Here is a 25,419-nt window from a genome sequence, read left to right on the forward strand (position 1 = left end):
GCCGCGGCGTCAGCCGGAGATGCCCACCACCAGCCAGATGAACGCCGCGCCCGCCACCGTGCACAGCAGCGTCGAGCGGGCCGGGTGTTCGTGGTGGGCCTCGGGAAGGATCTCGGCGGCGGCCAGGTAGAGCAGCACGCCGCCGAAGAGGCCGAGATAGCCGCCGAGCACGGCCTCCGGGATGCGGAAGAAGATCGTGGACAGCGCGCCGACGACCGGTGCGCAGGCGTCCGCGACCAGCATGCCTATCGCCCGGCGGCGCGCGTTGCCGTACAGGCTCGTGATGGTGAACGTGTTGAAGCCGTCCGCGAAGTCGTGCGCGATCACGGCCATCGCGACCGCCGCGCCCATGCCGCCGCCCACCTGGAAGGCCGCGCCGATCGCCACGCCGTCCATGGCGCTGTGCCCGACCATCGCGCCGGCCGCCGTCAGGCCCACCTCGGGCGCCCGGTGGTGCTCGTGCTCGTCGCCGCCGTGCGCGGCCTGGCGGGCGGCGAGGGTGCGCTCCACCAGATGGGCCAGGAGGAAACCGGCCACGAACAGGAGCAGGGCCGCCGGCACCCCGAAGATCTCGCGGCCGGCCGCGCGCAGCGCCTCCGGCAGCAGGTCGAGGCCGACCACCCCGAGCATCAGACCGCCGGCCAGGCCCAGGACCAGGTGACGACGGTCGGTCACACGCTGTGCCGTCCAGCCGCCGGCCAGCGTCATCAGGAACGCGCCGAGCGCGACGAAGACCGCCATGTGCCCTTGCTATCCGATCAACCCGCCCCAGCGCACATCCAGCAGCACCAGTAACACCTTTTGTCCAGAGAGGACCGAATTCCCATGGCCGATGCCGCCGCCTCCGCCGCTGCCCGCGGCGACGCTGCCTCCGGCGACGCTCCCACCGGCAAGGTGACCTTCGTCGGTGCCGGCCCCGGCGCCGCCGATCTGCTGACGTTCCGGGCCGCGCGCGCGATCGCCGACGCCGACGTCGTGATCTGGGCCGCCAGCCTGGTCCAGGCGGAGGTCCTCCAGCACGCGCGCGAGGACGCGGAGATCCTCGACTCCGCGACGATGTCCCTGGAGGACGTCGTCGCCGTCTACGAGCGGGCCCGTGCCGAGGGGCTGCGGGTCGCCCGGATCCACTCCGGGGACCCGGCCCTGTGGGGCGGCACGCAGGAGCAGGTGGACCGGTGTGCCGCGATCGGCGTCGAGGTCGAGATCGTGCCGGGTGTCTCCTCCTTCTCGGCCGTGGCCGCACTCGCCCAGCGCGAGCTGACCATTCCCGAGGTCGCGCAGTCCGTCGTGCTCACCCGGCTCGGCGGCGGCAAGACCCCGATGCCGCCGGGCGAGGAGGTGCGCGAGTTCGCCCGCCACGGCACCACCATGGCGGTCTTCCTGTCCGCCGCGCGCAGCGGGCAGCTGGTGCGGGAGCTGCTGGAGGGCGGCTACCCGACGTCGACGCCGGTCGTCGTCGCCTATCAGGCGACCTGGCCGGAGGAGCTGGTCGTGCGGTGCACGATCGAGACGCTGGAGGAGACGGTCAAGGAGCACAAGCTCTGGAAGCACACCCTCTTCCTGGTGGGGCCGGCCCTGGCCGCCCACGGCACCCGCTCGCACCTCTACCACCCCGGCCACTTCCACGGCTTCCGCAAGGCCGACCCCGAGGCCCGGCGGGCGCTGCGCGAACGCGGGGCGAGTACGTGATCACGGTCGTCGGTACGGGGACGGGGGCGCCGCTTCCCGAGGACGTGGCGGCCGGTGCCGGGCTGGTCGTCGGCGGACGCCGGCATCTGGACGCGGTACGGCTGCCGGAGGGGGCCGAGCGGGTCGTGCTCGGCCCGCTGGCGCCTGCCCTCGACGCCGTCGGGCGGCACCTGGACAAGGGCAGCCGGGTGCTCGTGCTGGCCTCCGGCGACCCCGGGTTCTTCGGGGTCGTGCGGGTACTGGCGGAGCGTTTCGGGGCGGAGCGGCTGGAGGTGCGGGCCGGGGTGTCGTCGGTGGCCGCGGCCTTCGCGCGGGTGGGGCTGCCCTGGGACGACGCGGTGGTGGTGAGCGCGCACGGGCGGGAGTCACGCACGGCGGTGAACGTCTGCCGGGCGCACCCGAAGGTGGCGGTGCTGACCGGACCGGGAGCGGGTCCGGCGGAGCTGGGCGCAGCGCTGCTGGGCACCTCCGGCAGGGCAGCGGTGGCCGCCCCGGCGTCGGAATCGGCCACGACGCCCGCCCAGGTGTCCGAATCGGCGCCGGGGGCCGCCCTGGCGGCAGCGTCCGCGTCCGCGTCGACACCCGCCCAGGCGCCGACATCGGCGGCGCCCGCTCCCGCGTCGGCACCGGCACAGGTCCAGGCGCCGGCGTCGGACTGCGCGTCGGCGCCCGCCCCGGCGGCAGCGTCCGCGTCGACGCCCGGCCCCGCGTCGGTGTCCGGTGAGCGGGTCCTCGTCGTGGCGTCGGCGCTCGGGTCCGTGCGGGAGCGGGTGGAGTGGGTCACGCCGGCCGAGGCCGCCGCCCGGGAGTGGGGCAGCGACGTCAGCGTGGTGCTGTGCCTCGACCGGACGCGGGCGCTCGGCGGTGTCCGTACGGTGGCCGGGGCGGCCGCCGGGCCCGCCGGGTGGGCCCTGGCGGAGGACGAGTTCGCGCACCGCGACTCGATGATCACCAAGTTCGAGGTGCGGGCGCTGGCCCTGGCCCGGCTCGGGCCCCGGCTCGGTGACCTGGTCTGGGACGTCGGCGCGGGCTCCGGCTCCGTGGCCGTGGAGTGCGCGCGTCTGGGCGCCGCCGCCGTCGCCGTGGAGAAGGCGGCCGACGGGGTGGCGCGGATCGCCGCGAACGCCCTGAGTCACGGCGTGTACGTGGACGTGCGGCACGGCTCGGCGCCCGAGGTGCTGAACGAACTGCCCGATCCCGACGCCGTGTTCGTCGGCGGGGGCGGGGCCGAGCTGCCCGCCGTCGTCACCGCGTGCGCGCTGCGGGCCCGGCGGACGGTGGTGGTCGCGATGGCCGCCCTGGACCGGGTACCGGCGGCACGCGAGGCACTGACCGGCGCCGGGTTCTCCTGCGACGGGGTGCTGCTGCAGTCGTCGCGTCTCGCGCCGCTGCCCGGTGACGTGACCCGGCTGGCGGCCACCAACCCCGTGTTCCTGCTGTGGGGGACCCGAACCCCCGTCCTGGAAGAATCCGACGAAGGAGTTGCTCAGTGATCGGCCTCATTTCCGCCACCGCGGCGGGGGCGGCGGCACGCGACCGGCTGGCCGCGGCATGGCCGGACCGCACGCGGGTGTACGAGGGTCCCGTGGGGGACGCCGTCCGGTCGGCGTTCGCGGAGTGCGAGCAGCTGGTGTGTTTCCTGGCCACGGGTGCGGTGGTCCGGCTGATCGCCCCGCTGCTGGGCGGGAAGGCCACCGACCCGGGAGTGGTGTGCGTCGACGAGGGCGGCCGGTTCGCCGTGTCGCTGGTCGGCGGCCACGGCGGCGGGGCGAACGAACTCGCCGGTGAGGTGGGCGAGCTGCTCGCGGCGCAGCCGGTGGTGACGACGGCCACCGACTCCGTCGGACTGGCCGGCCTGGACACCCTCGGCTTCCCGGTGGAGGGCTCGGTGGCGACCGTGTCGCGGGCCCTGCTCGACGGTGAACCGGTGGCGCTGCGCGCCGAGTCGGCGTGGCCGCTGCCCCCGCTGCCGCTGGCGGCGGAGGGCGCGTACACCGTCCGGCTGACCGACCGTGCCGTGGAACCCGGCGAGCGCGAGGTGCTGTTGCGCCCGCCGTCCCTCGTCGTCGGCGTGGGCGCCTCCGGCGGGGCCCCGGCCGACGAGGTGCTCGCACTGATCGAGGGCGCCCTGCGGGACGCCGGGCTGTCCGCGCGGAGCGTCGCCGAGCTCGCCACCGTCGACGCCAAGGCCGGGGAACCGGGGATCGTCGCGGCGGCCGCGCGGCTCGGCGTGCCCCTGGTGACGTACTCCGCCGAACAGTTGGCGGAGGTGGCGGTGCCCAACCCCTCCGGCGCGCCGCTCGCCGCCGTCGGCACCCCGTCCGTCGCGGAGGCAGCCGCGCTGCTGCGCGGGGGCGAACTCCTCGTGCCCAAGCGCAAGTCGGTCCGTGCCGACGGCAGGCCCGCGATGGCGACCTGTGCCGTCGTACGGCGTCCCGCACGCGGGCGGCTCGCGGTGGTCGGGCTCGGGCCCGGTGCCCGGGATCTGCTCACCCCGCGGGCCAGGGCCGAACTGCGGCGCGCCGCCGTGCTGGTCGGCCTCGACCAGTACGTCGACCAGATCCGCGACCTGCTGCGGCCCGGTACCCGGATCCTGGAGTCGGGGCTCGGGGCCGAGGAGGAGCGGGCGCGCACGGCGGTCGCCGAGGCGCGGGCCGGGCACGCCGTGGCGCTGATCGGCAGCGGGGACGCGGGCGTGTACGCCATGGCCTCGCCCGCGCTCGCCGAGGCCTCCGACGACATCGACGTGATCGGGGTGCCGGGGGTCACCGCGGCGCTCGCGGCCGGGGCGGTCCTGGGTGCGCCGCTGGGCCACGACCACGTCTCCATCAGCCTTTCCGACCTGCACACCCCGTGGGAGGTCATCGAGCGGCGGGTACGCGCGGCGGCCGAGGCGGACCTCGTGGTGACGTTCTACAACCCGCGCTCCAGGGGCCGTGACTGGCAGCTGCCCAAGGCGCTGGCGATCCTCGCCGGGCACCGGGCCCCGACGACGCCGGTCGGTGTCGTGCGCAACGCCTCGCGCCCCGACGAGTCGAGCCGGCTGACCACCCTGGGCGCCGTCGACCCGGCGTGGGTCGACATGATGACGGTCGTGACCGTGGGCAACACGGCGACCCGGAACATCGCCGGGCGCATGGTCACCCCGCGCGGCTACCGCTGGCAGGAAGGCTCCCCGGAGGAGGCCCCGTGAACCGAGTCGTCCACCCCATCGAGCAGGAGTCCTACCGGCGGCTGCGGGCCCGCCTGGACACCTCGCACTTCCCGCCACTGACCCGGGCGGTGGTGGAGCGGGTCGTCCACTCCGCCGCCGACCTGGAGTACGCGACCGACCTGGTGACCGACGAGGACGACCTGGTGCGGGCGCACGCGGCGCTGCACGCCGGGGCGCCGGTCGTCGTGGACGTGGAGATGGTCGCCGCCGGCATCACCCGCCGGGAGACCGTGTGCCGGCTGCGCGACGCCGAGTCCGGTCCCGGGCTGACCCGTTCGGCACACGCGATCCGGCTCGCCTACGAGCAGGTCGGGCCCGGCGCCCTGTGGGTGATCGGCAACGCGCCGACCGCCCTGGAGGAGCTGCTGACGCTGGACGCCTCCCCCGCGCTCGTCATCGGGCTGCCCGTCGGTTTCGTCGGCGCGACCGAGTCCAAGGCGGCGCTGCGCGCCAGCGGACTGCCCGCCGTAAGCAACGTGTCCGAGAAGGGCGGCTCGGCGGTCGCCGCCGCCGCACTCAACGCCCTGCTGTACCACCCCACTTCCGAGGAGACCCTGTGACCACCCCGCCCGCCCTGCTCATCGCCGGCCATGGCACCCGGGACGACGCCGGCGCCGAGGCGTTCCGTGACTTCGTACGGGAGCTGGGCCGCCGCCACCCCGAACTGCCCGTCGCCGGCGGCTTCATCGAACTGTCCCCGCCGCCGCTCGGCGACGCCGTCACCGAGTTGGTGGAGCAGGGGGTGCGACGGTTCGCCGCCGTACCGCTGATGCTGGTCTCCGCCGGCCACGCCAAGGGTGACATCCCGGCCGCGCTGGCCCGGGAGAAGGAACGGCACCCGGGGATCTCCTACACGTACGGGCGCCCGCTGGGCCCGCACCCCTCGCTGCTGGCCGTGCTGGAGCGGCGCCTGGACGAGGCGCTGGGCGGTGCCGCGCGGGCCGCCGAGGACCGCGCCGACGTGACCGTGCTGCTGGTGGGCCGGGGTTCCACCGACCCCGACGCCAACGCCGAGGTGCACAAGGCGGCCCGGCTGCTGTGGGAGGGGCGCGGCTACGCCGGTGTGGAGACGGCGTTCGTGTCGCTGGCCGCGCCTGACGTGCCCAGCGGGCTCGACCGGTGTCTGAAACTGGGGGCGCGCCGGATCGTGGTCCTGCCGTACTTTCTGTTCACCGGGATCCTGCCGGACCGGGTGCGGCAGCAGACCGCGGGGTGGGCGGACGCGCACCCGCAGGTCGAGGTGCGTTCGGCGGACGTCATCGGGCCCGAGCCGGAGCTGCTCGACCTGGTGATGGAGCGGTACCGGGAGGCGGTCGAGGGTGATCTGCGGATGAACTGCGACTCGTGCGTGTACCGGATCGCGCTGCCCGGTTTCGAGGACAAGGTGGGCCTGCCGCAGCAGCCGCACTTCCACCCGGACGACGAGGGGCACCCGCACGGCCACGGGCACCACCACCATGGCGGACATGCCCATGCACACTGACGACGGTTCCGGAGGCGGCCACGACCTGCGGCACCACGGCGACGCGGAGGTCCGTGACGACGGTTCCGCCCTCGTCGACCTCGCCGTCAACGTGCGCAGTGGCACTCCCCCGGTCTGGCTGCGGGAGCGGATCGCCGGGTCGCTGGGCGGGCTCGCCGCGTATCCCGACGGGCGGCGGGCGCGGGCGGCGGTGGCGGGGCGGCACGGGCTGCCGGTGGAGCGGGTGCTGCTGACGGCGGGTGCGGCGGAGGCGTTCGTGCTGCTCGCGCGGGCGCTGAAGGTGCGGCGGCCGGTGGTGGTGCATCCGCAGTTCACCGAGCCGGAGGCGGCGCTGCGGGACGCCGGGCACACCGTGGACCGGGTGCTGCTGCAGGAGGCGGACGGCTTCCGGCTGGATCCGGCGGCGGTGCCCGAGGACGCCGACCTGGTGCTGATCGGCAACCCGACCAACCCCACGTCGGTGCTGCATCCGGCCGAGGAGATCCTGCGACTCGCCCGGCCCGGACGGACGCTGGTGGTCGACGAGGCGTTCCTGGACGCGGTGCCCGGTGAGCGGGAGGCGCTGGCCGGGCGGACCGACGTGCCGGGTCTCGTGGTGCTGCGGAGTCTGACGAAGACCTGGGGTCTGGCCGGGCTGCGTGTCGGCTACGTGCTGGCCGCACCGGAGATCATCGACGAGCTGGCACGGGCCCAGCCGTTGTGGCCGGTGTCGACGCCCGCGCTGGCGGCGGCCGAGGCGTGTGTGGCGCCACGGGCGCTGGCGGAGGCGGCACACGCGGCGCACCGGATCGCGGCGGACCGGGCCCACCTGGTGGCCGGGCTCGCGGAGTTCGCGCCGGAGGGGGTACGGGTGGTGGAACCCGCCCAGGGGCCGTTCGTACTGGTGCGGGTGCCGGGCGCGGCAGCCGTGCGGCGGCACCTGCGGGCGCTCGGTTACGCGGTGCGACGAGGGGACACGTTTCCGGGGCTGGGCGAGGAGTGGGTGCGGATCGCAGTGCGGGACCGGGGCGTGGTGAACCGGTTCCTGCAGGCGTTCGATCAGGCGCTGGTGCTGGTACGCGCCTGAGGTCGCGCCCGCGGGGCGGCAGCCGCACGCCGGCTGCCGCCCCGCACCCCGGAGGGGGCGCTATCGGCGTCGCAGGTGCAACGCCACCGCTCCGCCACCGGCCACGAGGAGCGCCAGCGCTCCTCCCGCCACGTACGGTGTCACCGAACTGCCACCCGTCTCCGCCAGCCTCGTCCTCGGCGCCGGGGCGCTCTGGGGCCTGATGTCGGTCACGGGGCTCGGCGGGTCGGCGGAGTCGGCCGGGTCGGCCGGGGGCCGCGGCGTCTCGCAGGTCACCTTCGCCAGGGTCAGGGTGCCCTTGACGTCGGCCACGTTGAGCTTCAACGGGTTGACGGAGACCGTCAGTTCGAGGGCGCTCGCCGCCGCCCTGCCCGAGGCCGTCACGGCCCTGGCGAAGTCCAGGCGGACCTCGCCCACGCCGGGGACCTTGACGTCGGTGGGGCCGGTCGCGCTCAATGTCACGCGCTTGCCGAGGACGGTGACCGCACCGAGCACGTTCGACGAGGCCTGCGGGCGTCTGCCGGTCGCGCAGGTCGCCCTGGACGTCACGGCGTCCAGTTCGACGAGGGACAGCAGGGGCAGGCCCGGCAGGTGCAGCCGGGCGTGGGCCAGGTGGACCGAGGCCTCGGCGCGGCCGTCGGATACCGTCGCCCGCGCGGAGGCGACGTCCGCGCCGAGGACGTCGAACGGCTTGCCGCCGTCCACTCCGTCGAGCGTGGCGGTCAGCGCGGTCCGGTCGGCGCTCCGCGGTGCCTGGACCTCGTTCAGGGCGACCGCGAGCGGGACGTCCGCGGTCCTGCCGAGGAGGGAGACGTCGAGACCGGTGCGCAGGACGGCCGCGCTCGCGTGGCCTCGGCCGGTGGTGGCGTGTGCGGCGCCCGCGCCGGCCAGGACCGCGGGCCCGGCGGCCAGGGCGGTGGCCGCCGCGACGGCCGCGAGACGGCGTGCGGGCATACGGAAGGTGTCGCTGTTCAAGGTGGTGGGACCCCCAGAGGGAACGTGCTCGGGACCCGCCAAGAATTACGCACTACGGGTGAAACGTCCGTGATCCGAATGGATTTCACCCAAACGCGAGTCTCCCGTGAACGTTTTCGAATCAACGGACCGGAAGGTGCCCCGGCCTCACCGGCTTACCTCTCCCGCCTGCGAGTGGCTACGATCGGGTCCTGCTGCATGCGTCATACGGGGGAACGCCATGCCGAAGAAGTTCAAGGTCTTCGTGAGCTGGTCCGGGGTGCCCGCACAGAAGTGCGCCCTGCTGCTGCGCGACAAGCTGCCTCACTTCAACCACCTCGTCGAACCGTTCGTGTCGTCGGAGGACATCGCCAAGGGCGACCGCGGATACGACGCGATCGCCGCGCAGTTGCGGGACTCCCAGTTCGGCATCGTGTGTGTCACGCCGGAGAACCGCACCGAACCGTGGATCCACTTCGAGGCCGGCGCGCTCTCCCTCGAAGTGGGCAAGCCGAAGCTCGCCCCGCTCCTTCTGCTCGGGACCACGGTGGCGGATCTGGTGGGCACCCCGCTCACCCAGTTCCAGGCCACGTCGGCGGAGAGCGAGGAGGATGTGCTCAGCCTGATCAAGACCATCAACAAGCTGTGTGATCCACCGGCCGACGAGAAACGCCTGGAAGACCTTTTCGGCAAGTACTGGCCGGAGCTGAGGGACGGCCTCGAGGAGATCGCGCAGAGGGCGAAGAAGGAGCAGCAGACCGTGCCTGCTCCGCGGCCCTCCGCCGAGGAGGTCCAGGACCAGATGCTCTCCCTCCTGCGCAACCAGGTCGACCGCATCACCGCGTTGGAACGCACGGTGGACGGTCTGCGGGCCGAGCAGTCGAGACAGCACGCGAAGGTCCTCTTCGACGGCCTGTTCGCCGCTCCGGAGCAGCCCGAGACACGCCCGGAACCGGGATCCGGGAGCTGACCCGGTGGCCCGCCCGAGCGAGCGCCTGCGGACGTTGTTCGGCACGCGGCACGGACTCGCTCTGCTGGGGCGTACCTACGCCGTCCAGTTCGGTGTGCTGGCCGGTACCGCTCAACTCGTACTGGCCTTCTGGCCCGATCTCGCCCTGGTCCGCTGGCCCGCCTTTCTCGGGATCGCGGCGCTCGCGTTCGCGGCGGCGATCGTGCTCGCCCGGCCCAGGGACAGGGTCAGCCGCGACTTCACCCATCCCGACTTCAGCGTGACCGTCGAGGTGGGCGACCTGTTCGACCGCACGTGTCACCTGGTCGTCGGCTTCACGGACACGTTCGACACCGACACCGCCGACGAGGCCCTGGTCGCCCGCCGCAGTGTCCAGGGACAGTTCCTGCACCGGGTGCACTCGGGTGACGTCGCTCTGCTGGACGCCCTGCTGGAGGACGCCCTCGCACAGGTTTCCCCGGTGGGCCGGGAGACACGGGAGACGAAGCGGATCGGGAAACTGGTGCGCTACCCCGTGGGCACGGTCGCCGTCCTCAAGGACTCGCAACGCAGCTACTTCTGCGCTGCCTACGGGCGGTTGGACAACGACCTGGCCACCAGTTGCAGCACCGAGCAGCTCTGGAGCGGCCTCGCGCAGCTGTGGGAGACGATCCGCCTGCACGGGTACCGCGATGAGGTCGCCATGCCCATCACCGGGTCGGATCTCGCACGCATCAACAACATGGACCACGCGAGCCTGCTGAAGATGATCCTGCTGTCCTTCGTGGCGCACGCCCGGGCGCGGGGGGTGTGCCGGTCTTTGACCGTGGTGGTGCATCCCCGGGACTACTACCGTATTGACATGCTCGAACTCGGGGTCTTCCTGCGGTCGTTGTGAGACGACGGCAGCGTAGGAGGAGGAAGCGGGAGCGGATGCGTGGGACGCCGGCGGACCGGTCTGGCCCGTACTTCTTTCTGAGCTACGCCCGTACCCCGTCCTGGGGCTCCGAGGGCGGCGACCCCGACCACTGGGTGCATCTGCTGTATCGGGATCTCTGCGAGCACATCATGGCCCTCACCGACCTCCCCGCCGGATCGCAAGTGGGCTTCATGGACCGGACGTTGCGGGTCGGGGAAAGCTGGTCCGAGACGCTCAGCATGAGCCTCGCCACCTGCCGTGTCTTCGTGCCGCTGCTCTCGCCGCGCTACTTCTCCAACGAGATGTGCGGACGTGAGTGGTACGCGTTCAACGAGCGCGTCGTGCGGGCGAGGGCGGCCGGTGCCCACGAACCGCTCGGGATCGTCCCGGCGCTGTGGACCCGCGTCGACTTCGAGCAGCTCCCCGACTCCGCCCGGCACCTGCACCTCGACTTCTCCTCGTTCAACCAGCGCTACGAGAACAACGGGCTGTACGGTCTGATCAAACTCAGCCGGCTGCGGGACGACTACGAAGAGGCCGTCTTCGAACTGTCCGAGCGGATCGTCCGGGTGGCCCGTGCGAGCCGGCTTCCCCCGTCCGCACCACCGGTGTTCGAGGATCTACCGAGCGCTTTCGACCGGCACCGCGAGCTCCGGCCCCTGAGCATCGTGGTCGCCGCAGCCCGGGAGGACCAACTGCCCGACGGCCGCGACGGGGGAGCCTACGGCGCGCGGGAAGTCGACTGGAACCCCTACCATCCGTTCACCACTCGGCCGTTGGCGATGTTCGCGGAGGAGCTGAACCGCCTCCTCGGACTCCATGTCGAGGTGTACTCCCTGGACGAGGCCCTCGACCGGTCGAGTGGTTTCAGTCCGTCCCGCGGCCCCACTCTGCTGCTGGTGGATCCCTGGGCGCTGCTGGACCCGGAGCTGAGCGCCAAGCTGTCGTGGTTCGACAAGCGGGCCACCCCATGGACCCGGGTGATGATCCCCTGGAACCGCCAGGATCCGGACGCCCTTGCCCCGGGGGCGCCCGATCCCGCGCGGCTGGAGAACGTGATTCCGCAGCTCATCCGGTTCACCCGGGCGGTGTCCAGGGCATCCGTCTCCGGGGTCGGCAGCCAGGAGTCCTTCCCCGACGCGCTCAGCCTGCTTGTCCGGCACTCCTACGCGGAGTTCGCCCGGCACGTCGCCGTCTCCGCTCCGCCCGCGCGGCCTCGTCCCAGGCTCACGGCTCCCCTCGTCTCCCCGGAGGACTCCGGTGACAGAGAACCGTGACGGGAGGATCATCACCTTCTACTCGTACAAGGGCGGCGTCGGACGGACCATGGCGCTGGCCAACGTGGCCTGGATCCTGGCTGCCAACGGCCACCGTGTGCTGGCCGTGGACTGGGACCTGGAGACGCCGGGCGGACTGCCCCGTTACTTCAAGCCCTTCCTTCCCCCGGGGGCGCTCGGCACGACCCCGGGCCTGATCGACCTGTTCGCGGACTTCGCGGACGCGGCACGCCGCCGGGGACTGCCCGACGAGGGCTTCTACCGGCGGCAGGCCGACGTCGAGCACGCCATGTCCGTCAAATGGGCCTTCCCCGGCCCTGGCTGGCTGAACTGTCTCCCGGCGGGCCGGCAGGACCGCAACTACCACGCGACACTCCAGTCGTTCCGCTGGAACGAACTCGACGGCCGCTTCCTGAAGGCGCTGCGGGAACGCTGGCAACGCGACTACGACTTCGTGCTGATCGACAGCCGGTCCGGCATGGGCAGCGCGGTCGACATCTGCATCCGCGAGCTGCCGGACACCCTCGTCAGCTGCTTCACCCTCAACGACCAGAGCATCGACGGCGCGGCGCTGACCGCGCAGCATGTGCTGGGGAAGCCGGGGAGCCGGGAGATCCGCATCCTGCCCGTGCCGATGCGGGTCAACACGGCACGCAGAGCGGCCTTCGCGGCGGGCCAAGCGATGGCCAGGGCACGCTTCGCGGGCCTGCCACACGGGCTGTCCGCGGACTCCGCCCACCGCTACTGGCAGGAGAACCGCATCCCGCATCGCACGGGCTACGAGCACGAGGAGGTGCTGGCCACCTTCAAGGACCCACCCGGTGAGACGGACAGCCTGCTTTCGGCTTACGAGAGACTGACCGCGGCGATCACCGGAGGGCGGGTAACGCGGCTGCCCGAGCTCGACGAGAGCCTGCGCAAGTACCATCTCGGGGCGTTCCGGCGTCCGTTGGCTCCCGAGACGACACCGCTCGTGCTGCTCTCGGCGCCCCAGGACCGGATGTGGGCAGACTGGGTGCGGCACGTACTGACGCAGGCCGGTTTCCAGGTGGCCCCCTCGGCCTTCGACGCCGGCCGGCAGGACGGCGCCGCCCCACGCACGGTGATCTTGCTGTCGTCGGCGTTCCTGGGCTCCCCGCGCTCCGGCGCGGACTGGCCCTCCGCCGAGGGTGCGCCCCCACCCGTGCTGCTGCGCATCGACGACTCGGCGGCGCCGACACCGCAGTTCGCGCAGCTCGCCCCCGTCGAGCTCACCGGGCTCGACGAGGGACAGGCACGGACGGCCGTGCTGCGCTCCGTCGACGCCAGGGATTGCGCCTCCACGGCCGATACCGCTCCCGGCTTCCCGAACCATCTGCCGACGGTCAGTGAGGCGCCGCCGCGCAACCCGCGCTTCCTCGGACGGGACGTCCTGCTGGACACCGTGCACGACGCCCTGGGTGTCAGCCGCCGGGTGGCCGTGCGCGCCACGGGGATGGGGATGGGCCGCCGCCAGCTGGCCGTCGAGTACGTGCACCGGTTCCGTGCGGACTACGACCTGGTGTGGTGGGTGCGTGGGGTGGAGCGCCGACTCGCGACGCAGTCACTGGCCCGGCTGGCTACGGCTCTGGGGCTGGCGCCGCAGGACAGTGCCGAGGACAGCGCCACCGAGGCACTGTCCCGCCTTCAGGACGGGCAACCGTACGCCCGTTGGCTCCTGGTGTACGACGACGCCGCCGACCCGGAGGAGCTGGCCGGACTGCTGCCGTCGGAACCGGGCCGGGTGCTGCTCACGGTGCGTGACGCCGCTTGGGAAAACCGGGCCCACACCGTGCTGCTGGACCACATCGCGCCGATCAGACGGGTGGAACTGCTGCGGGGCCGGGCGCCGGGACTGAGCGCCCTCGCGGCCACCGACCTCGCCAGGACTCTCGGCGAGCTGCCCCCACTCGCCCTCGACCAGGTCGGCGCATGGCTGGCGGCGACCGGCGGCACGGTGGACGAGTGCCTCGGCGAACTGGGCCCCGGCGAGCCGGCCCCCGGTTCGGGTGGCCCGAGGGCGGTGGCGGCCCAGGCGCCGACGAGGATGGCACAGGCCGCTCTGCGAAAGAGATCGCCCGCCGCCTGCCGTCTGCTCCAGCTGTGCTGCTGTTTCTGGCCCCTGCAACTGTCGTTGCAGACCGTGTGCGGCGCCGAGGCCCTCGCGGTGCTGCGCCGGCACGACCCCGCGCTGCGAGCTCGGTCCCAGCTCGAAGGCCTCGTCGCCGACCTGGAGCGGTTCTGTCTGGCGGAGGTCGACCGCCTCGGAAAGGACACACTCAGAGTTCACCGGCTCGTACAGACCTTCGTGCTCGCGGACCTCGGTCCGGAGGAGCAGGAGTCAGCCCGGCGCGACCTGCACAGTCTCCTGCACTCGGCGGTCGCCTGACCCCCGCTCAGGCGACCGCCGTCCCGTTCAGCACCACCCGTCGGGGGGACGCCAGGACGCGTACGTCGGCGCGCGGGTCGCTCTCGTACACCACCAGGTCCGCCGGGGCGCCCTCCTCCAGACCGGGCCTGCCGAGCCAGGCGCGGGCCGCCCAGCTGGTGGCGGCGAGCGCGTCGACGGGCGGGATGCCGGCGGTGACCAGTTCGGCGACCTCGTCGGCGACCAGGCCGTGGGCGAGGCTGCCGCCGGCGTCCGTGCCGACGTACACGGGGATGCCGGCGTCGTAGGCGCCGCGCACGGTGTCGTAGCGGCGCTCGTGGAGCCGGCGCATGTGGGCCGACCAGCGCGGGAACTTCTCGTCGCCGCCGGCCGCGAGCCGCGGGAAGGTCGCGATGTTGACGAGGGTCGGGACGATCGCGACGCCCCGTGCGGCGAACAGGGGGATGAGGTCCTCCGTCAGACCCGTCGCGTGCTCGACGCAGTCGATGCCGGCCTCGACCAGGTCCTGGAGGGAGTCCTCGGCGAAGCAGTGCGCGGTGACCCGGGCGCCGAGCCGGTGGGCCTCGGCGATGGCCGCCTCGACCGCGTCGCGGGGCCAGCTGGGGGCGAGGTCGCCGAGGTCGCGGTCGATCCAGTCGCCGACCAGCTTGACCCAGCCGTCGCCGCGCCGGGCCTCCTGGGCGACGTACGCGACCAGGTCGGCCGGTTCGATCTCGTGGGCGAAGTTCCTTATGTAGCGGCGGGTGCGCGCGATGTGCCGGCCGGCCCGGATGATCTTCGGGAGGTCGTCGCGGTCGTCGACCCAGCGGGTGTCGGAGGGCGACCCGGCGTCCCGGATGAGGAGGGTGCCGGCCTCGCGGTCGGTGCGGGCCTGCTTCTCGGCGGTCGCCGCGTCGACCGGGCCGTGCGGTCCGAGGCCGACGTGGCAGTGGGCGTCGACCAGGCCGGGAAGCGCCCAGCCCGTGACGGTCCTGACGTCACGGGCGCCGGCGGGGCGGTCGTAGGAGACCCGGCCGCCCACCACCCACAGTTCGTCGCGGACGTCCTCGGGCCCCGCGAGGACCCGGCCCTTCACGTGCAGCACCGCCTGATCGCTCATGGGGGTCAGCCTAGGACGACGGGCTGTCCGGGGTCTCCTCCTCCACCTGGGCCATGGCCGGGTCGAGCAGCCGGGACAGGAAGTGGCGGGTGCGGGCGTGGGCCGGGTCCCCGATGACCCGGTCGGGGGTGCCGTCCTCGACGATCACCCCGCCGTCCATGAAGACGACCCGGTCGGCGACCTCGCGGGCGAAGGTCATCTCGTGGGTGACGACCATCATCGTCATGCCCTCGTCCGCGAGCATCCGCATCACCGCGAGGACGTCGCCGACCAGCTCCGGGTCGAGTGCCGAGGTGGGCTCGTCGAAGAGCATCACCTCCGGGCCCATCGACAGCGAGCGGGCGATGGCCACGCGCTGCTGCTGGCCGCCGGAGAGGGAGGCCGGGTAGGCATCGGCCTTCTCGGACAGGCCGACCCGTGCGAGGTTCTCGGCGGCGACGCGCGCGGCCTGCGCCTTGTCGCGGCGGAGCACCCTGCGCTGCGGGAGCGTGAGGTTCTCGGTGACGGTGAGGTGCGGGAAGAGGTTGAACTGCTGGAAGACCATGCCGATACGGCGGCGCACGGCGTCGATGTCGACGTCGGGGTCGGTCAGTTCGGTGCCGCCGACGAACACCTGGCCCCTGGTGGGCTCCTCGAGGAGGTTGACGCAGCGGAGCAGGGTCGACTTGCCGGAGCCGGACGGGCCGATCACGCAGACGACCTCGCCGCGGCCGATCTCCAGGTCGATGCCGCGCAGCACCTCGTTGTCGCCGAAGGACTTGTGCAGGCCCTTCACCTCGATCTCGGGTCGGCTCATCGCACGGCCTCCTGGGCCTTGGCCTCCATGCGGCGCACGACGAAGCCGAGCGGGATCGTGACCAGCAGGTAGCACAGGCCGGCCACGAGGATGGGCGTGGAGTTGGCGGTCGTACTGGCCAGGTCGCGGCCGTACTTGGACAGTTCGCGCTCCTCCAGGGTGACGCCCAGGAAGAGGACCAGGGAGGAGTCCTTGAAGAGCAGCACCAGTTCGTTGGTCAGGGGCGGCAGGATGATCCGGAACGCCTGCGGGATGACGATCGAGACCATGGCGCGGGCGGGTGAGAAGCCGAGCGAACGGGCTGCTTCCAGCTGGCCCTTGGGAACCGCCTGGATGCCCGCGCGGATGGTCTCGGCCATGTAGGCGGCGGCGACCAGGCCCAGGGCGAGGGCCACCTTGCCGTAGGTGCCGCCGATGATCTCCGTGCCGGGGAAGGCGAGCGGGACGGCGACCCCGATGAAGATGAAGATCAGCAGGGCGGGCAGGCCGCGGAAGATCTCGATGTAGAGGCCGGCCAGCCAGCGGTAGGGACCCACCGACGACAGCCGCATCAGCGCGATCACCATGCCGAGGGCAAGTCCGACGACGAAGCCGGACACCGTGTAGAGCACGGTGTTCTTCAGCGCGAGCGTGATGACGTCCGGGAACATCTGCCGGGCGATGCCCCACTGGGCGAACTGGTTCTGCAGCCGGCCCCAGTCGGCGCCGACCGCGAAGGCGGCCACGGCGGCCACGAAGACGACGTACTGCGCCCCGCGTGACAGAGTGCGCTTCTGCCGCCGGCTCAGACCTTTGCGGCGCGGCTGGAGTTCGGTGTCGGCGGCGGTCATGAGGCGGCGGGTGACGCGGCCTTCGCGTCGTACGGGCCGATCCACTTCTCGTACAGCTTCTTGTACGTGCCGTCGGCCTTGGCGTCGGAGATCGCCTTGTTGACGGCCGCGAGCAGCTTGGTGTTGCCCTTCTTCACCGTGAAGCCGTACTGCTCGCCGGTGTTGATGTTGCCCACGAGCCGGAAGGCGTCCGCGTTGGCCTTGTCCTTGAGCCAGCCCTGGACCACCGGGTAGTCGATGATGACGGCCTTGACCTGGCCGGTGCGCAGTCCGTTGAGGACCGCGTCGGAGGACTCGAAGGAGACCGGGTCGAAGCCCTGCTTCTTGGCGTAGTCCTCACCGGTGGTCTGTGCCTGGGCACCCAGCTTGGCCCCCTTGGCCTTGGCGTCGGCGAGCGAGGTGATGCCGCTGTTCTTGTCGACGAGAAGGGCCTGGGTGGCGTCGAAGTAGGGGTCGGAGAAGTCGACGTTCTTCTTGCGCTCGGCGGTGATGGTCATACCGGCCGCGGCCAGGTCGCACTGGCCGGAGTTGAGGAAGGCGCCGGTCTTGAAGTTCTCGAACGGGGTGTCGAGGATCTGCTGCTTCACACCGAGGTCCTTGGCGACCAGGTCGACCATCGACACGTCGAAGCCCTGCACCTTGCCGTTGATCTCCGACTGGAACGGCGGGTAGGGCAGGTGGGTGCAGGTGGTGAGCTGACCGGCCTTGACGAGTTCGACGCCGCCCGCGGCGGTCCTGGAGGCACTGGAGCCGTTGCCGCTCGACGTGCAGCCGGCCACGAGGGCCAGCCCGGCCGCGGCGGTGGCGGCGGCCAGGGCGCGAGCCCGGCGGCGCCCGAGGAGCGTGGTCACGGGACCTCCTGCGAGTCTGTGATGGAGCGGTGCATTCCGGTTCTACGACTTCCGATTATAAGGAGATGTTTGGTTCTCTCAAACCAATCCCATGGCCACGACCCCGTTCGGCCTGAGAAGTCGCCGGTCAAAGGGGGTCGAAGGCCGCCCGTTACGCTCGTCGTGATCTGTCCCTCCGTGAGCGAAGAGAGCACCGCCGTGACCCACCCCTTCCTCGACCTGCCCCCGCTGAGCCCCGCGCACTTCGCCGCGATCGAGGACCGGGTGGCCCGGCTGATGGATACCCGCCAGGACGTCGTGATCATGCAGGGCGAGGCGCTGCTGCCGCTGGAGGGCGCGATCAGGGCGACGGCCGGTCCGGGTACCACCGCGCTGAACGTGATCACCGGCCCCTACGGGCAGACCTTCGGGAACTGGCTGCGGGACTGCGGCGCGACCGTGATCGACCTGGCCGCGCCGTTCCACACGGCGGTGACGGCCACGGAGATCCGGTCGGCGTTCGCCGCGCACCCGGAGATCGACTTCGTCTCCCTGGTGCACGCGGAGGCGGCGACCGGCAACACCAACCCGGTCGCCGAGATCGGCGAGGCGGTACGGGAGCAGGGTGCCCTCTTCTACCTGGACGCGGTGGCCTCGGTCGGGGCCGAGCCGGTGCTGCCGGACGCCTGGGGCGTGGACCTGTGCGTGATCGGCGCGCAGAAGGCGATGGGCGGCCCGGCCGGCGTGTCGGCGGTGTCGGTGAGCGAGCGGGCCTGGGCCCGGATGGCGGCGAACCCGCGGGCCCCGCGCCGCTCCTACCTCTCGCTCCTCGACTGGAAGGAGCGCTGGATCGACGGCGGCCGCAGGGTGCTGCCGCACGCTCCGGCACAGCTGGAGATGCTGGCGCTGGAGGCGTGCGTGGAGCGGATCGAGACGGACGGCCCGGAGACCGTGATGGCCCGGCACCGTACGGCGGCGCTGGCGACACGGGCCGGCGCGGTGGCGCTCGGCGGCGGCCTGGAGCCGTACGTGTACGAGGAGGCCGACGCGGCGCCGGTGGCGACGACCCTGCGAGTACCGCCGGGCGTGGTGGCCTCGGATCTGGTCGCGGGAGCCCTGGCGGGCGACGGCACGCTGCCGCTGGCCGCGGGCGGGGGCGCGCTGGCCGGGGAGATGATCCGGGTCAACCACTACGGGACGGACGCGACGGTGGGCGCCGTCCAGTCGAGCCTGGCGGCGATCGGGGCGGGCCTGGCGAAGCAGGGGCTGCCGGTGGACCTGGAGAGGGCTCGGCAGTCGGTGGAGTCCGTCTGGGTTACCGGGTCCTGAATTCAAGGTAATTCCGAATTGCTTTTCCATGGATGGCTTACCCGAGTTCTTCTGCCCGCTTTTTGCGGAGCTAAACGAGGGAAATTTCGTCCAGGTTTCAACCCTGTGACATACTCCACAAAGCAGAGTGATATGCCCGTTTTGCGGTGGGACATATCTGGACATCGAGGCGCGGCCGGGCGGGGCAATCAGCCCCCCTGCCGTGCATTTTTGCATTTGCCTCGCTAAATTCAATCCGCATGACTGCCCCACAAGCAGACCTGATCGTCGACCGTCCTTCGGTGACCGACGGCGCCGCTCTCTGGCGTATCGCCAAGGATTCCGGAAACCTCGATCTGAACTCCTCGTACAGCTATCTGCTGTGGTGCCGGGACTTCGCCGACACCTCCGCGGTGGCCCGCGGCGCGGACGGCGAGCCCGTCGGGTTCGTGACCGGATACCGCCGTCCGGACCGGCCGGACACCCTGCTCGTCTGGCAGGTGGCCGTGGACGCCGCGCAGCGCGGGCGCGGGATCGCGGCACGGCTGCTGGACGGCCTCACGGCGCAGGTGGCCGCACAGCGCCCGCTCAGCGCCGTGGAGACCACGATCACCCCCGGCAACACGGCCTCCGAGCGGCTGTTCACGTCGTACGCCGCCCGGCACGGCGCCACCGTCGAGCGCACGGTGCTGTTCGAGGCCGGCGAGTTCCCCGACGGTCCGCACGACCCCGAAGTCCTGTACCGCATAGGCCCCTTGACCCCCACATCGCACTGAGGAGCCCTCGTGACCATCACTCAGCCTGATCTCAGCGTCTTCGAGACCCTGGAGTCCGAGGTCCGCAGCTACTGCCGCAGCTGGCCGACCGTGTTCGACCGGGCCCGGGGCAGCCGCATGTACGACGAGGACGGACGCGAGTACCTCGACTTCTTCGCCGGCGCCGGTTCACTCAACTACGGCCACAACAACCCCGTGCTGAAACGGGCGCTGCTCGACTATCTGGAACGGGACGGGGTCACCCACGGCCTCGACATGTCGACCACGGCCAAGCGGTCGTTCCTGAAGGCCTTCCAGGACCTGGTGCTGCGCCCGCGCGACCTGCCGTACAAGGTCATGTTCCCCGGGCCGACGGGCACCAACGCCGTGGAGTCGGCGCTGAAACTCGCCCGCAAGGTGAAGGGACGCGAGGCGATCGTGTCGTTCACCAACGCCTTCCACGGGATGTCCCTCGGGTCGCTCGCCGTCACCGGCAACGCCTTCAAGCGGGCCGGGGCGGGCATTCCGCTGGTGCACGGCACGCCGATGCCGTTCGACAACTACTTCGACGGGACCGTGCCGGACTTCCTGTGGTTCGAGCGGCTCCTGGAGGACCAGGGGTCCGGGCTCAACAAGCCCGCCGCGGTGATCGTGGAGACCGTGCAGGGCGAGGGCGGCATCAACGTGGCCCGGCCCGAGTGGCTGCGCGCCCTCAAGGAGCTGTGCGAGCGGCAGGACATGCTGCTGATCGTCGACGACATCCAGATGGGCTGCGGCCGCACCGGCGCCTTCTTCTCCTTCGAGGAGGCCGGCATCGTCCCCGACATCGTCACCGTCTCGAAGTCGATCAGCGGGTACGGACTGCCCATGTCGCTGTGCCTGTTCAAGCCCGAGCTGGACGTGTGGGAGCCCGGCGAGCACAACGGCACCTTCCGCGGCAACAACCCCGCCTTCGTCACCGCGACCGCCACCCTGGAGTCCTACTGGACCGACGGTCCGGCGATGGAGAAGCAGACCCGGACCAAGGGAGAGCAGGTCGAGCAGGGGCTCATCGCCATCGTCGAGGAGAACCTCGCCGACGTGCGGGAGTACCGGGGCCGCGGGCTGGTGTGGGGCCTGGAGTTCCACGACAAGGAGCGCGCCGGGCGGGTCGCCGAGCGCGCCTTCGAGCTCGGGCTGCTCATCGAGACGTCGGGCCCGCAGAGCGAGGTCGTCAAACTGCTGCCCGCCCTGACCATCACGCCGGAGGAACTGGACGAGGGGCTCAGCATCCTCGCCCGGGCCGTCCGGGAAACCGTCTGACCAGGATCAAGCAAGGAGGCTGTACAGCACCGTGATCGTCCGATCGTTCAAGGAAATCGAAGGCACCGACCGCCACGTGAGGTCCGCGTCGGGGACCTGGGAGAGCAAACGCATCGTCCTCGCCAAGGAGCGGGTCGGCTTCTCGCTGCACGAGACGATCCTGTACGCGGGCACGGAGACGTCGATGTGGTACGCCAACCACATCGAGGCCGTGGTCTGCGTCGAGGGCGAGGCCGAGCTGACCGACCGCGAGACCGGGACGTCGTACACGATCACGCCCGGCACCATGTACCTCCTCGACGGGCACGAGCGGCACACGCTGCGCGTCAAGGAGGACTTCCGCTGCATCTGCGTGTTCAACCCGCCGGTCACCGGCCGGGAGGACCACGACGAGAACGGCGTCTATCCCCTGCTGACGGAGGAGGGCTGACCATGACCACGACCACGATCACCGACCTGTACCCGACCCGTGGCCCGGTCGAGGTCTCCGTGCCCCGCAAGGACCCCGTCGTCTGGTCGGCGCCCGGTGCGGCCGGGCCGTTCGCCACCGGCGACCTGGAGGCCTTCGAGCGGGACGGCTTCCTCGCCGTGGACCAGCTGCTCGCGGACGACGAGGTCGCCGGGTACCGGCGGGAGCTGGAACGGCTCGTCACCGACCCGGCGATCCGGGAGGACGAACGCTCCATCGTGGAGCCGAAGTCCAAGGAGATCCGCTCCGTCTTCGAGGTGCACCGGATCAGCGAGGTCTTCGCCAACCTGGTGCACGACGAGCGGGTGGTCGGCCGGGCCCGGCAGATCCTCGGCTCGGACGTGTACGTCCACCAGTCGCGGATCAACGTCAAGCCGGGGTTCGGGGCCAGCGGCTTCTACTGGCACTCGGACTTCGAGACCTGGCACGCCGAGGACGGCCTGCCGAACATGCGCACGGTGTCCGTCTCGATCGCCCTGACCGAGAACTACGACACCAACGGCGGCCTGATGATCATGCCGGGTTCGCACCGCACGTTCCTGGGCTGTGCCGGCGCCACGCCCAAGGACAACTACAAGAAGTCCCTGCAGATGCAGGACGCGGGCACGCCCTCGGACGAGGCGCTGACGGAGATGGCCTCGCAGTACGGCATCAAGCTGTTCACCGGCCGGGCCGGTTCGGCGACCTGGTTCGACTGCAACTGCATGCACGGCTCCGGCGACAACATCACGCCGTTCCCGCGCAGCAACGTCTTCATCGTGTTCAACAGCGTGGAGAACGCGGCGGTGGAACCGTTCGCGGCTCCGATTCGCAGGCCAGAGTTCATCGGGGCGCGGGACTTCACGCCCATCCGCTGAGCGTGTTCTCTGCTCGGCGCTCGGCCCGGGGGCCGTCACGTTCGTCGTGGCGGCCCCCGGGCCGTGCCGTGCCGAGCCGGTCAGTCCCCGAGGACGTCCAGCAGGCGGTCCACGTCGGCGGGGGTGTTGTAGATGTGGAAGGCCGCACGCAGGTTGCCGGCGCGGTCGGAGACCTCGATGCCGGCCCGGCTCAGCTCCGGCTGGCGGCCGCCGAGCCCGGGGACGGAGACGATCGCCGAGCCCGGCGCGGGCACGGGTTCGTGCCCGAGGGCCGTGAGCCCGGCCCGGAACCGGTCGGCGAGGCCCACGTCGTGGCTGTGCACGGCGGCCACGCCGATTTCCTCGACCAGATCGAGCGAGCGGCGCAGGCCCGCGCAGGTGAACAAGGCGTGGGTGAGATCGAACCGGCGTGCGGAGTGGGCGAGTTCGGCGACCGGGCCGTAGCAGCTGTCCCACGGCACCTCGGCCGCGACCCAGCCCGCGAGCACCGGGGTCAGCCCGCCGAAGTCCTCGGGGACCACCAGGAAGGCCGCGCCGTGCGGGCCCAGCAGCCACTTGAAGCCCACGGACGCGGTGAAGTCGTAGGCGTCGGCGTCCATCGGGAGCCAGCCCGCGGCCTGGGAGAAGTCCACGTAAGTGCGGGCCCCGTGGCTGCGGGCGGCCTCGCGCAGCGCGGGCAGGTCGGCGATCCGGCCGTCCGCCGACTGGGCGGCGCTGACCGCGACCAGGGCGGTACCGGGGCGGACGGACTCCGCGACCCGCTCCAGCGGCACCGAACGGACCTTGAGGTCGCCGCGGACGTGGAACGGGTTCATCACGGAGGTGAAGTCGTCCTCGGCGGTGAGGACTTCCGCGCCGGCCGGCAGCGAGGCGGCGATCACGCCGGTGTGCGCGGCGACCGAGGCGCCCACGGCCACCCTGGTCGCCGGGACACCGGCGAGCCGGGCGTAGGCGGCCCGGCACGCCTCCACGTCCTCGTACAGCGAGGTGATCGGACGTCCTTCGGCCCGCAGCAGCGCCGCCTCGTGCAGGGCGGTCACGGTGCGGGCGGGCAGCAGGCCGTTGCTGGCGGTGTTGAGGTAGATGCTCTTGGGGGCGAACTCGGCGCGGACGAGGCTCTCGAACGTCTCCGTGGTCTCCATGGGTCCACTCTGCGGCCCGGGACACCCCCCGTCCATTGCGAAGTTCTTGCAGGACCCGCCAAGGAACGCTTATGCGTATCGCCTGACCTGCGGCTTCTCAGTTCTGCGGGACCGCGCACCCGTCCGGCCCGCAGGCCTCGGCACCGCCGTCGTCGATGAGCTTCAGCGGGGAGCGCGCGCCCCAGGCCTGGCTGAGCGCCTGGGTGAACACCTCGGCGGGCTGGGCGCCCGAGACACCGTACTTCCGGTCGAGGACGAAGAACGGCACCCCGTTCGCCCCGAGCTCGGCGGCCTCGCGCTCGTCGGCGCGGACCTCGTCGGCGTAGGCGGCGGGGTCGGCGAGCACCGCACGCACGGCCGCCTCGTCCAGCCCGGCCTCCACCGCGAGCTCCACGAGCCGGTCGGTGCCCTCGGTGAAGAGGGACCGCTCCTCGGCGAAGTTCGCCCGGTACAGGATCTGGATCAGCTGGTCCTGCCGGTCCTGCTCCTTGGCGAAGTGCAGCAGCCGGTGCATGTCGAAGGTGTTGCCGTGGTCACGGCCCCGGGTGCGGTAGTCGAGGCCCTCGGCGGCGGCCTGCGCGCCCAGGTTGTCCTCGCCCGCCTGGGCCTGGGCCTCGCTCATCCCGTACTTCTTGGTGAGCATGGCGAGCACCGGCTGGACATCGCCCTTGGCGCGACCGGGGTCCAGCTCGAAGGAGCGGTGCACCACCTCGACCTCGTCCCGGTGCGGGAAGGCGGCCAGCGCCTTCTCGAAGCGGGCCTTGCCCACGTAGCACCACGGGCAGGCGATGTCGCTCCAGATCTCGACGCGCATGTCTTCCGCTCTCCAGGTAGTAAGAGGTCTTCCAGTACCTGAACCTTCAACCAGCGCGCTTCATTCCCCGCCGACCGGACAGCGCAGGTGCAGATGATGGTCGTCCTCGGCGGGCGGGTGGTCCGGGTCCGGCACCCAGCCGAGGCGGGCGTAGAAGGCCTGGGCCCGCCGGTTGCCGGCATGCACGTCCAGGACGGCCGTCCGCCTCCCGTCGGCCTGCCACTGCTCCACGCAGGCGGCGTGCAGGGCGCGGCCGATTCCGGCCCCCCAGCGGCCGGGGTCGACGTGGAACTGGAACAGCTTGACCGTCCCGGCGGGGCCGTCCTCGGGGACGCGGAAGGAGGCGACGCCGACGATCTCGCCCGCCTCGACCGCGCACAGCACCTGGCCGTCGGGGCGGCCCACGGCACCCCGCCAGACCGCCGTCCAGTCGGTCCCGTCGTCCGGCAGGCCGTCCGGGTAGTACGTCGACCGGGCCCGGCGGTGCAGCGCGGCGATCTTCTCCGCCTCGGCGGGCAGCGCGGTCCGGATGACGCGAGGGGCGTGCGCGTGGTCACTGGTCATGCGACGGATGACGTGCCCGCGGCCGCCCCCGGTTCCTCCCCCGGTGCTCGGCCGGGCGTGCCCCCCGGCGTCCGTCAGCTTCCGTCGCGCAGGTCGTCCGGCCAGCCGGGCCTGAACTCGATGTGGTCGTACGTCACCACGCAGCCCTCGCCGAGCGGCGACTGGGTCATGAAGCCGACCAGCGCGGCGTCCGTCTCCTTCTCGCCGCCGAGCGTGAAGAGCCGGACGAAGGTCCACTTCCGGCCGTCGCGGGAGGCGTGGAAGGCCAGTGCCCGGCCGGTGCGGCTGATCCGCAGCCAGACCGAACTGCCCTCCACCGTGAAGGCGTTGGAGTCGTCGGAGTGACCCCGGGTGACCACCGTGCAGACAGTGGGCACGTCCGGGGAGTTCTCCAGGCAGAGCTTGGCCCAGGCCCGGTCGCCGACGTGGACGTACAGCACACCGGCGTCGAAGGCGGCACCGAACCCGACGGTGACCCGGGCGATCAGCTGGAAGTCCCCTTCGGGCGCCCCCAGCAGCCGGGGCGCGTCCGAGGCGGGTTCGAGCGCCTCCCCGGTGGGCGGCACGAACCGGTCCTGCCGTGCCCCGGCCCACCCGGTGAGCACACCGTCCTCATAGAACCAGTGTCCGTCGGGCCCGTAGGTACGGAGGGAGAAAGGGAGTTCGGGAAGTTCCAGGTCCATGGTCGGATTGTG

25 protein-coding genes are annotated in these 25,419 nt (G+C 72.0%); 15 read left to right on the forward strand and 10 right to left on the reverse strand.

Translation table 11 applies throughout. The features are described 5' to 3' along the window. Positions 1-9 precede the first annotated feature (9 nt). Positions 10-741, reverse strand: coding sequence for a ZIP family metal transporter (locus ACZ3KP_RS37255; protein WP_467505133.1), 732 nt, complete (start codon positions 739-741; stop codon positions 10-12). A gap of 84 nt (positions 742-825) precedes the next feature. Between ACZ3KP_RS37255 and cobM the strand changes: the two genes are divergently transcribed. Genes cobM through cobC form a run of 6 tightly spaced genes read left to right on the forward strand, consistent with a single transcriptional unit; the run spans position 826 to position 7,452 of the window. Beyond that, entirely contained in the window at positions 826-1,689 is an 864-nt protein-coding gene (gene cobM / locus ACZ3KP_RS37260; protein WP_467505135.1) for a precorrin-4 C(11)-methyltransferase, read from the forward strand. Continuing rightward, a complete protein-coding gene (gene cbiE, locus ACZ3KP_RS37265) occupies positions 1,686-3,182 on the forward strand; it encodes a precorrin-6y C5,15-methyltransferase (decarboxylating) subunit CbiE (RefSeq protein WP_467505137.1) in 1,497 nt (498 codons plus the stop codon). Before cobM ends, cbiE begins: the two co-directional genes overlap by 4 nt. After that, positions 3,179-4,882, forward strand: a complete 1,704-nt coding sequence (gene cobJ / locus ACZ3KP_RS37270; RefSeq protein ID WP_467505139.1) for a precorrin-3B C(17)-methyltransferase — start codon at positions 3,179-3,181, stop codon at positions 4,880-4,882. Before cbiE ends, cobJ begins: the two co-directional genes overlap by 4 nt. Next, positions 4,879-5,463, forward strand: a complete 585-nt coding sequence (locus tag ACZ3KP_RS37275) for a precorrin-8X methylmutase (RefSeq protein ID WP_467505141.1) — start codon at positions 4,879-4,881, stop codon at positions 5,461-5,463. Before cobJ ends, ACZ3KP_RS37275 begins: the two co-directional genes overlap by 4 nt. Beyond that, positions 5,460-6,386, forward strand: a complete 927-nt coding sequence (locus ACZ3KP_RS37280; protein WP_467505143.1) for a sirohydrochlorin chelatase — start codon at positions 5,460-5,462, stop codon at positions 6,384-6,386. The genes ACZ3KP_RS37275 and ACZ3KP_RS37280 overlap by 4 nt, the downstream gene beginning before the upstream one ends. Continuing rightward, positions 6,361-7,452 (forward strand): Rv2231c family pyridoxal phosphate-dependent protein CobC, encoded by a 1,092-nt coding sequence (gene cobC, locus ACZ3KP_RS37285; protein WP_467505145.1) that lies wholly within the window; start codon positions 6,361-6,363, stop codon positions 7,450-7,452. The genes ACZ3KP_RS37280 and cobC overlap by 26 nt, the downstream gene beginning before the upstream one ends. 60 nt (positions 7,453-7,512) lie before the next feature. Here cobC and ACZ3KP_RS37290 read toward each other — a convergent pair whose 3' ends face one another. Next, positions 7,513-8,427, reverse strand: coding sequence for an SCO1860 family LAETG-anchored protein (locus ACZ3KP_RS37290; protein WP_467505147.1), 915 nt, complete (start codon positions 8,425-8,427; stop codon positions 7,513-7,515). 220 nt (positions 8,428-8,647) lie between these two features. Here ACZ3KP_RS37290 and ACZ3KP_RS37295 point away from each other — a divergent pair, with 220 nt between their 5' ends. The 4 genes from ACZ3KP_RS37295 to ACZ3KP_RS37310 are packed head-to-tail and all read left to right on the forward strand — an operon-like array spanning position 8,648 to position 13,958. After that, positions 8,648-9,376 (forward strand): hypothetical protein, encoded by a 729-nt coding sequence (locus tag ACZ3KP_RS37295; protein WP_366892022.1) that lies wholly within the window; start codon positions 8,648-8,650, stop codon positions 9,374-9,376. Positions 9,377-9,380: 4 nt separating this feature from the next. Continuing rightward, positions 9,381-10,253: a macro domain-containing protein gene (locus tag ACZ3KP_RS37300; protein ID WP_467505148.1), complete on the forward strand. Its 873-nt coding sequence runs from the start codon at positions 9,381-9,383 to the stop codon at positions 10,251-10,253. A gap of 35 nt (positions 10,254-10,288) precedes the next feature. Next, a complete protein-coding gene (locus ACZ3KP_RS37305) occupies positions 10,289-11,551 on the forward strand; it encodes a TIR-like protein FxsC (protein ID WP_467505150.1) in 1,263 nt (420 codons plus the stop codon). Next, positions 11,535-13,958, forward strand: coding sequence for a KGGVGR-motif variant AAA ATPase (locus tag ACZ3KP_RS37310; protein WP_467505151.1), 2,424 nt, complete (start codon positions 11,535-11,537; stop codon positions 13,956-13,958). Before ACZ3KP_RS37305 ends, ACZ3KP_RS37310 begins: the two co-directional genes overlap by 17 nt. Before the next feature lie 7 nt (positions 13,959-13,965). Here ACZ3KP_RS37310 and ACZ3KP_RS37315 read toward each other — a convergent pair whose 3' ends face one another. From ACZ3KP_RS37315 to ACZ3KP_RS37330, 4 genes are read right to left on the reverse strand one after another with little or no spacing between them, the layout of a single operon-like run. After that, complete coding sequence (locus ACZ3KP_RS37315) at positions 13,966-15,057, reverse strand: amidohydrolase family protein (protein ID WP_467505153.1); 1,092 nt, start codon at positions 15,055-15,057, stop codon at positions 13,966-13,968. 10 nt (positions 15,058-15,067) lie between these two features. Then, positions 15,068-15,853 (reverse strand): amino acid ABC transporter ATP-binding protein, encoded by a 786-nt coding sequence (locus ACZ3KP_RS37320; protein ID WP_132886042.1) that lies wholly within the window; start codon positions 15,851-15,853, stop codon positions 15,068-15,070. Further along, a complete protein-coding gene (locus tag ACZ3KP_RS37325) occupies positions 15,850-16,683 on the reverse strand; it encodes an amino acid ABC transporter permease (RefSeq protein ID WP_467505155.1) in 834 nt (277 codons plus the stop codon). Before ACZ3KP_RS37325 ends, ACZ3KP_RS37320 begins: the two co-directional genes overlap by 4 nt. After that, positions 16,680-17,534, reverse strand: a complete 855-nt coding sequence (locus tag ACZ3KP_RS37330; protein ID WP_467505157.1) for an ABC transporter substrate-binding protein — start codon at positions 17,532-17,534, stop codon at positions 16,680-16,682. The genes ACZ3KP_RS37325 and ACZ3KP_RS37330 overlap by 4 nt, the downstream gene beginning before the upstream one ends. A gap of 198 nt (positions 17,535-17,732) precedes the next feature. Between ACZ3KP_RS37330 and ACZ3KP_RS37335 the strand changes: the two genes are divergently transcribed. The 5 genes from ACZ3KP_RS37335 (at position 17,733) to thpD (ending at position 22,204) form a co-directional block, all read left to right on the forward strand. Next, entirely contained in the window at positions 17,733-18,842 is a 1,110-nt protein-coding gene (locus ACZ3KP_RS37335) for a pyridoxal-phosphate-dependent aminotransferase family protein (protein ID WP_467505214.1), read from the forward strand. A gap of 239 nt (positions 18,843-19,081) precedes the next feature. Next, positions 19,082-19,597, forward strand: coding sequence for a diaminobutyrate acetyltransferase (gene ectA, locus ACZ3KP_RS37340; RefSeq protein ID WP_360560193.1), 516 nt, complete (start codon positions 19,082-19,084; stop codon positions 19,595-19,597). 9 nt (positions 19,598-19,606) lie between these two features. Then, complete coding sequence (gene ectB / locus ACZ3KP_RS37345; protein WP_358980963.1) at positions 19,607-20,878, forward strand: diaminobutyrate--2-oxoglutarate transaminase; 1,272 nt, start codon at positions 19,607-19,609, stop codon at positions 20,876-20,878. A 31-nt stretch (positions 20,879-20,909) separates the two neighbouring features. After that, entirely contained in the window at positions 20,910-21,308 is a 399-nt protein-coding gene (locus ACZ3KP_RS37350) for an ectoine synthase (RefSeq protein ID WP_132886047.1), read from the forward strand. Beyond that, on the forward strand, positions 21,305-22,204 hold the full coding sequence (gene thpD, locus ACZ3KP_RS37355; RefSeq protein WP_358981111.1) for an ectoine hydroxylase: 900 nt from the start codon (positions 21,305-21,307) through the stop codon (positions 22,202-22,204). The genes ACZ3KP_RS37350 and thpD overlap by 4 nt, the downstream gene beginning before the upstream one ends. An 80-nt stretch (positions 22,205-22,284) precedes the next feature. On the opposite strand, the gene ACZ3KP_RS37360 is transcribed toward thpD, so the two are convergent. From ACZ3KP_RS37360 to ACZ3KP_RS37375, 4 genes are all read right to left on the reverse strand, one after another. Further along, positions 22,285-23,346: an aminotransferase class V-fold PLP-dependent enzyme gene (locus tag ACZ3KP_RS37360; protein WP_467505158.1), complete on the reverse strand. Its 1,062-nt coding sequence runs from the start codon at positions 23,344-23,346 to the stop codon at positions 22,285-22,287. Positions 23,347-23,443: 97 nt separating this feature from the next. Then, entirely contained in the window at positions 23,444-24,160 is a 717-nt protein-coding gene (locus ACZ3KP_RS37365) for a DsbA family oxidoreductase (RefSeq protein ID WP_467505160.1), read from the reverse strand. Positions 24,161-24,220: 60 nt separating this feature from the next. After that, the gene (locus ACZ3KP_RS37370) at positions 24,221-24,724 is read right to left on the reverse strand and encodes a GNAT family N-acetyltransferase (protein ID WP_467505162.1); all 504 of its coding nucleotides are present in this window, start codon (positions 24,722-24,724) and stop codon (positions 24,221-24,223) included. A gap of 74 nt (positions 24,725-24,798) precedes the next feature. Next, positions 24,799-25,407 (reverse strand): DUF1349 domain-containing protein, encoded by a 609-nt coding sequence (locus tag ACZ3KP_RS37375; protein WP_467505164.1) that lies wholly within the window; start codon positions 25,405-25,407, stop codon positions 24,799-24,801. Between the last annotated feature and the right edge of the window lie 12 nt (positions 25,408-25,419).

This window comes from Streptomyces sp. NPDC020958, assembly GCF_055562175.1.

What these genes read in the sequence shown, in the direction of transcription:
- ACZ3KP_RS37255 (WP_467505133.1), bottom strand. Translation starts at nt 741, where the DNA reads ATGGCGGTCTTCGTCGCGCTCGGCGCGTTCCTGATGACGCTGGCCGGC.
- cobM (WP_467505135.1), top strand. Translation starts at nt 826, where the DNA reads ATGGCCGATGCCGCCGCCTCCGCCGCTGCCCGCGGCGACGCTGCCTCC.
- cobC (WP_467505145.1), top strand. Translation starts at nt 6,361, where the DNA reads ATGGCGGACATGCCCATGCACACTGACGACGGTTCCGGAGGCGGCCAC.
- ACZ3KP_RS37295 (WP_366892022.1), top strand. Translation starts at nt 8,648, where the DNA reads ATGCCGAAGAAGTTCAAGGTCTTCGTGAGCTGGTCCGGGGTGCCCGCA.
- ACZ3KP_RS37305 (WP_467505150.1), top strand. Translation starts at nt 10,289, where the DNA reads ATGCGTGGGACGCCGGCGGACCGGTCTGGCCCGTACTTCTTTCTGAGC.
- ACZ3KP_RS37315 (WP_467505153.1), bottom strand. Translation starts at nt 15,057, where the DNA reads ATGAGCGATCAGGCGGTGCTGCACGTGAAGGGCCGGGTCCTCGCGGGG.
- ACZ3KP_RS37320 (WP_132886042.1), bottom strand. Translation starts at nt 15,853, where the DNA reads ATGAGCCGACCCGAGATCGAGGTGAAGGGCCTGCACAAGTCCTTCGGC.
- ACZ3KP_RS37325 (WP_467505155.1), bottom strand. Translation starts at nt 16,683, where the DNA reads ATGACCGCCGCCGACACCGAACTCCAGCCGCGCCGCAAAGGTCTGAGC.
- ectA (WP_360560193.1), top strand. Translation starts at nt 19,082, where the DNA reads ATGACTGCCCCACAAGCAGACCTGATCGTCGACCGTCCTTCGGTGACC.
- ACZ3KP_RS37360 (WP_467505158.1), bottom strand. Translation starts at nt 23,346, where the DNA reads ATGGAGACCACGGAGACGTTCGAGAGCCTCGTCCGCGCCGAGTTCGCC.
- ACZ3KP_RS37365 (WP_467505160.1), bottom strand. Translation starts at nt 24,160, where the DNA reads ATGCGCGTCGAGATCTGGAGCGACATCGCCTGCCCGTGGTGCTACGTG.
- ACZ3KP_RS37370 (WP_467505162.1), bottom strand. Translation starts at nt 24,724, where the DNA reads ATGACCAGTGACCACGCGCACGCCCCTCGCGTCATCCGGACCGCGCTG.
- ACZ3KP_RS37375 (WP_467505164.1), bottom strand. Translation starts at nt 25,407, where the DNA reads ATGGACCTGGAACTTCCCGAACTCCCTTTCTCCCTCCGTACCTACGGG.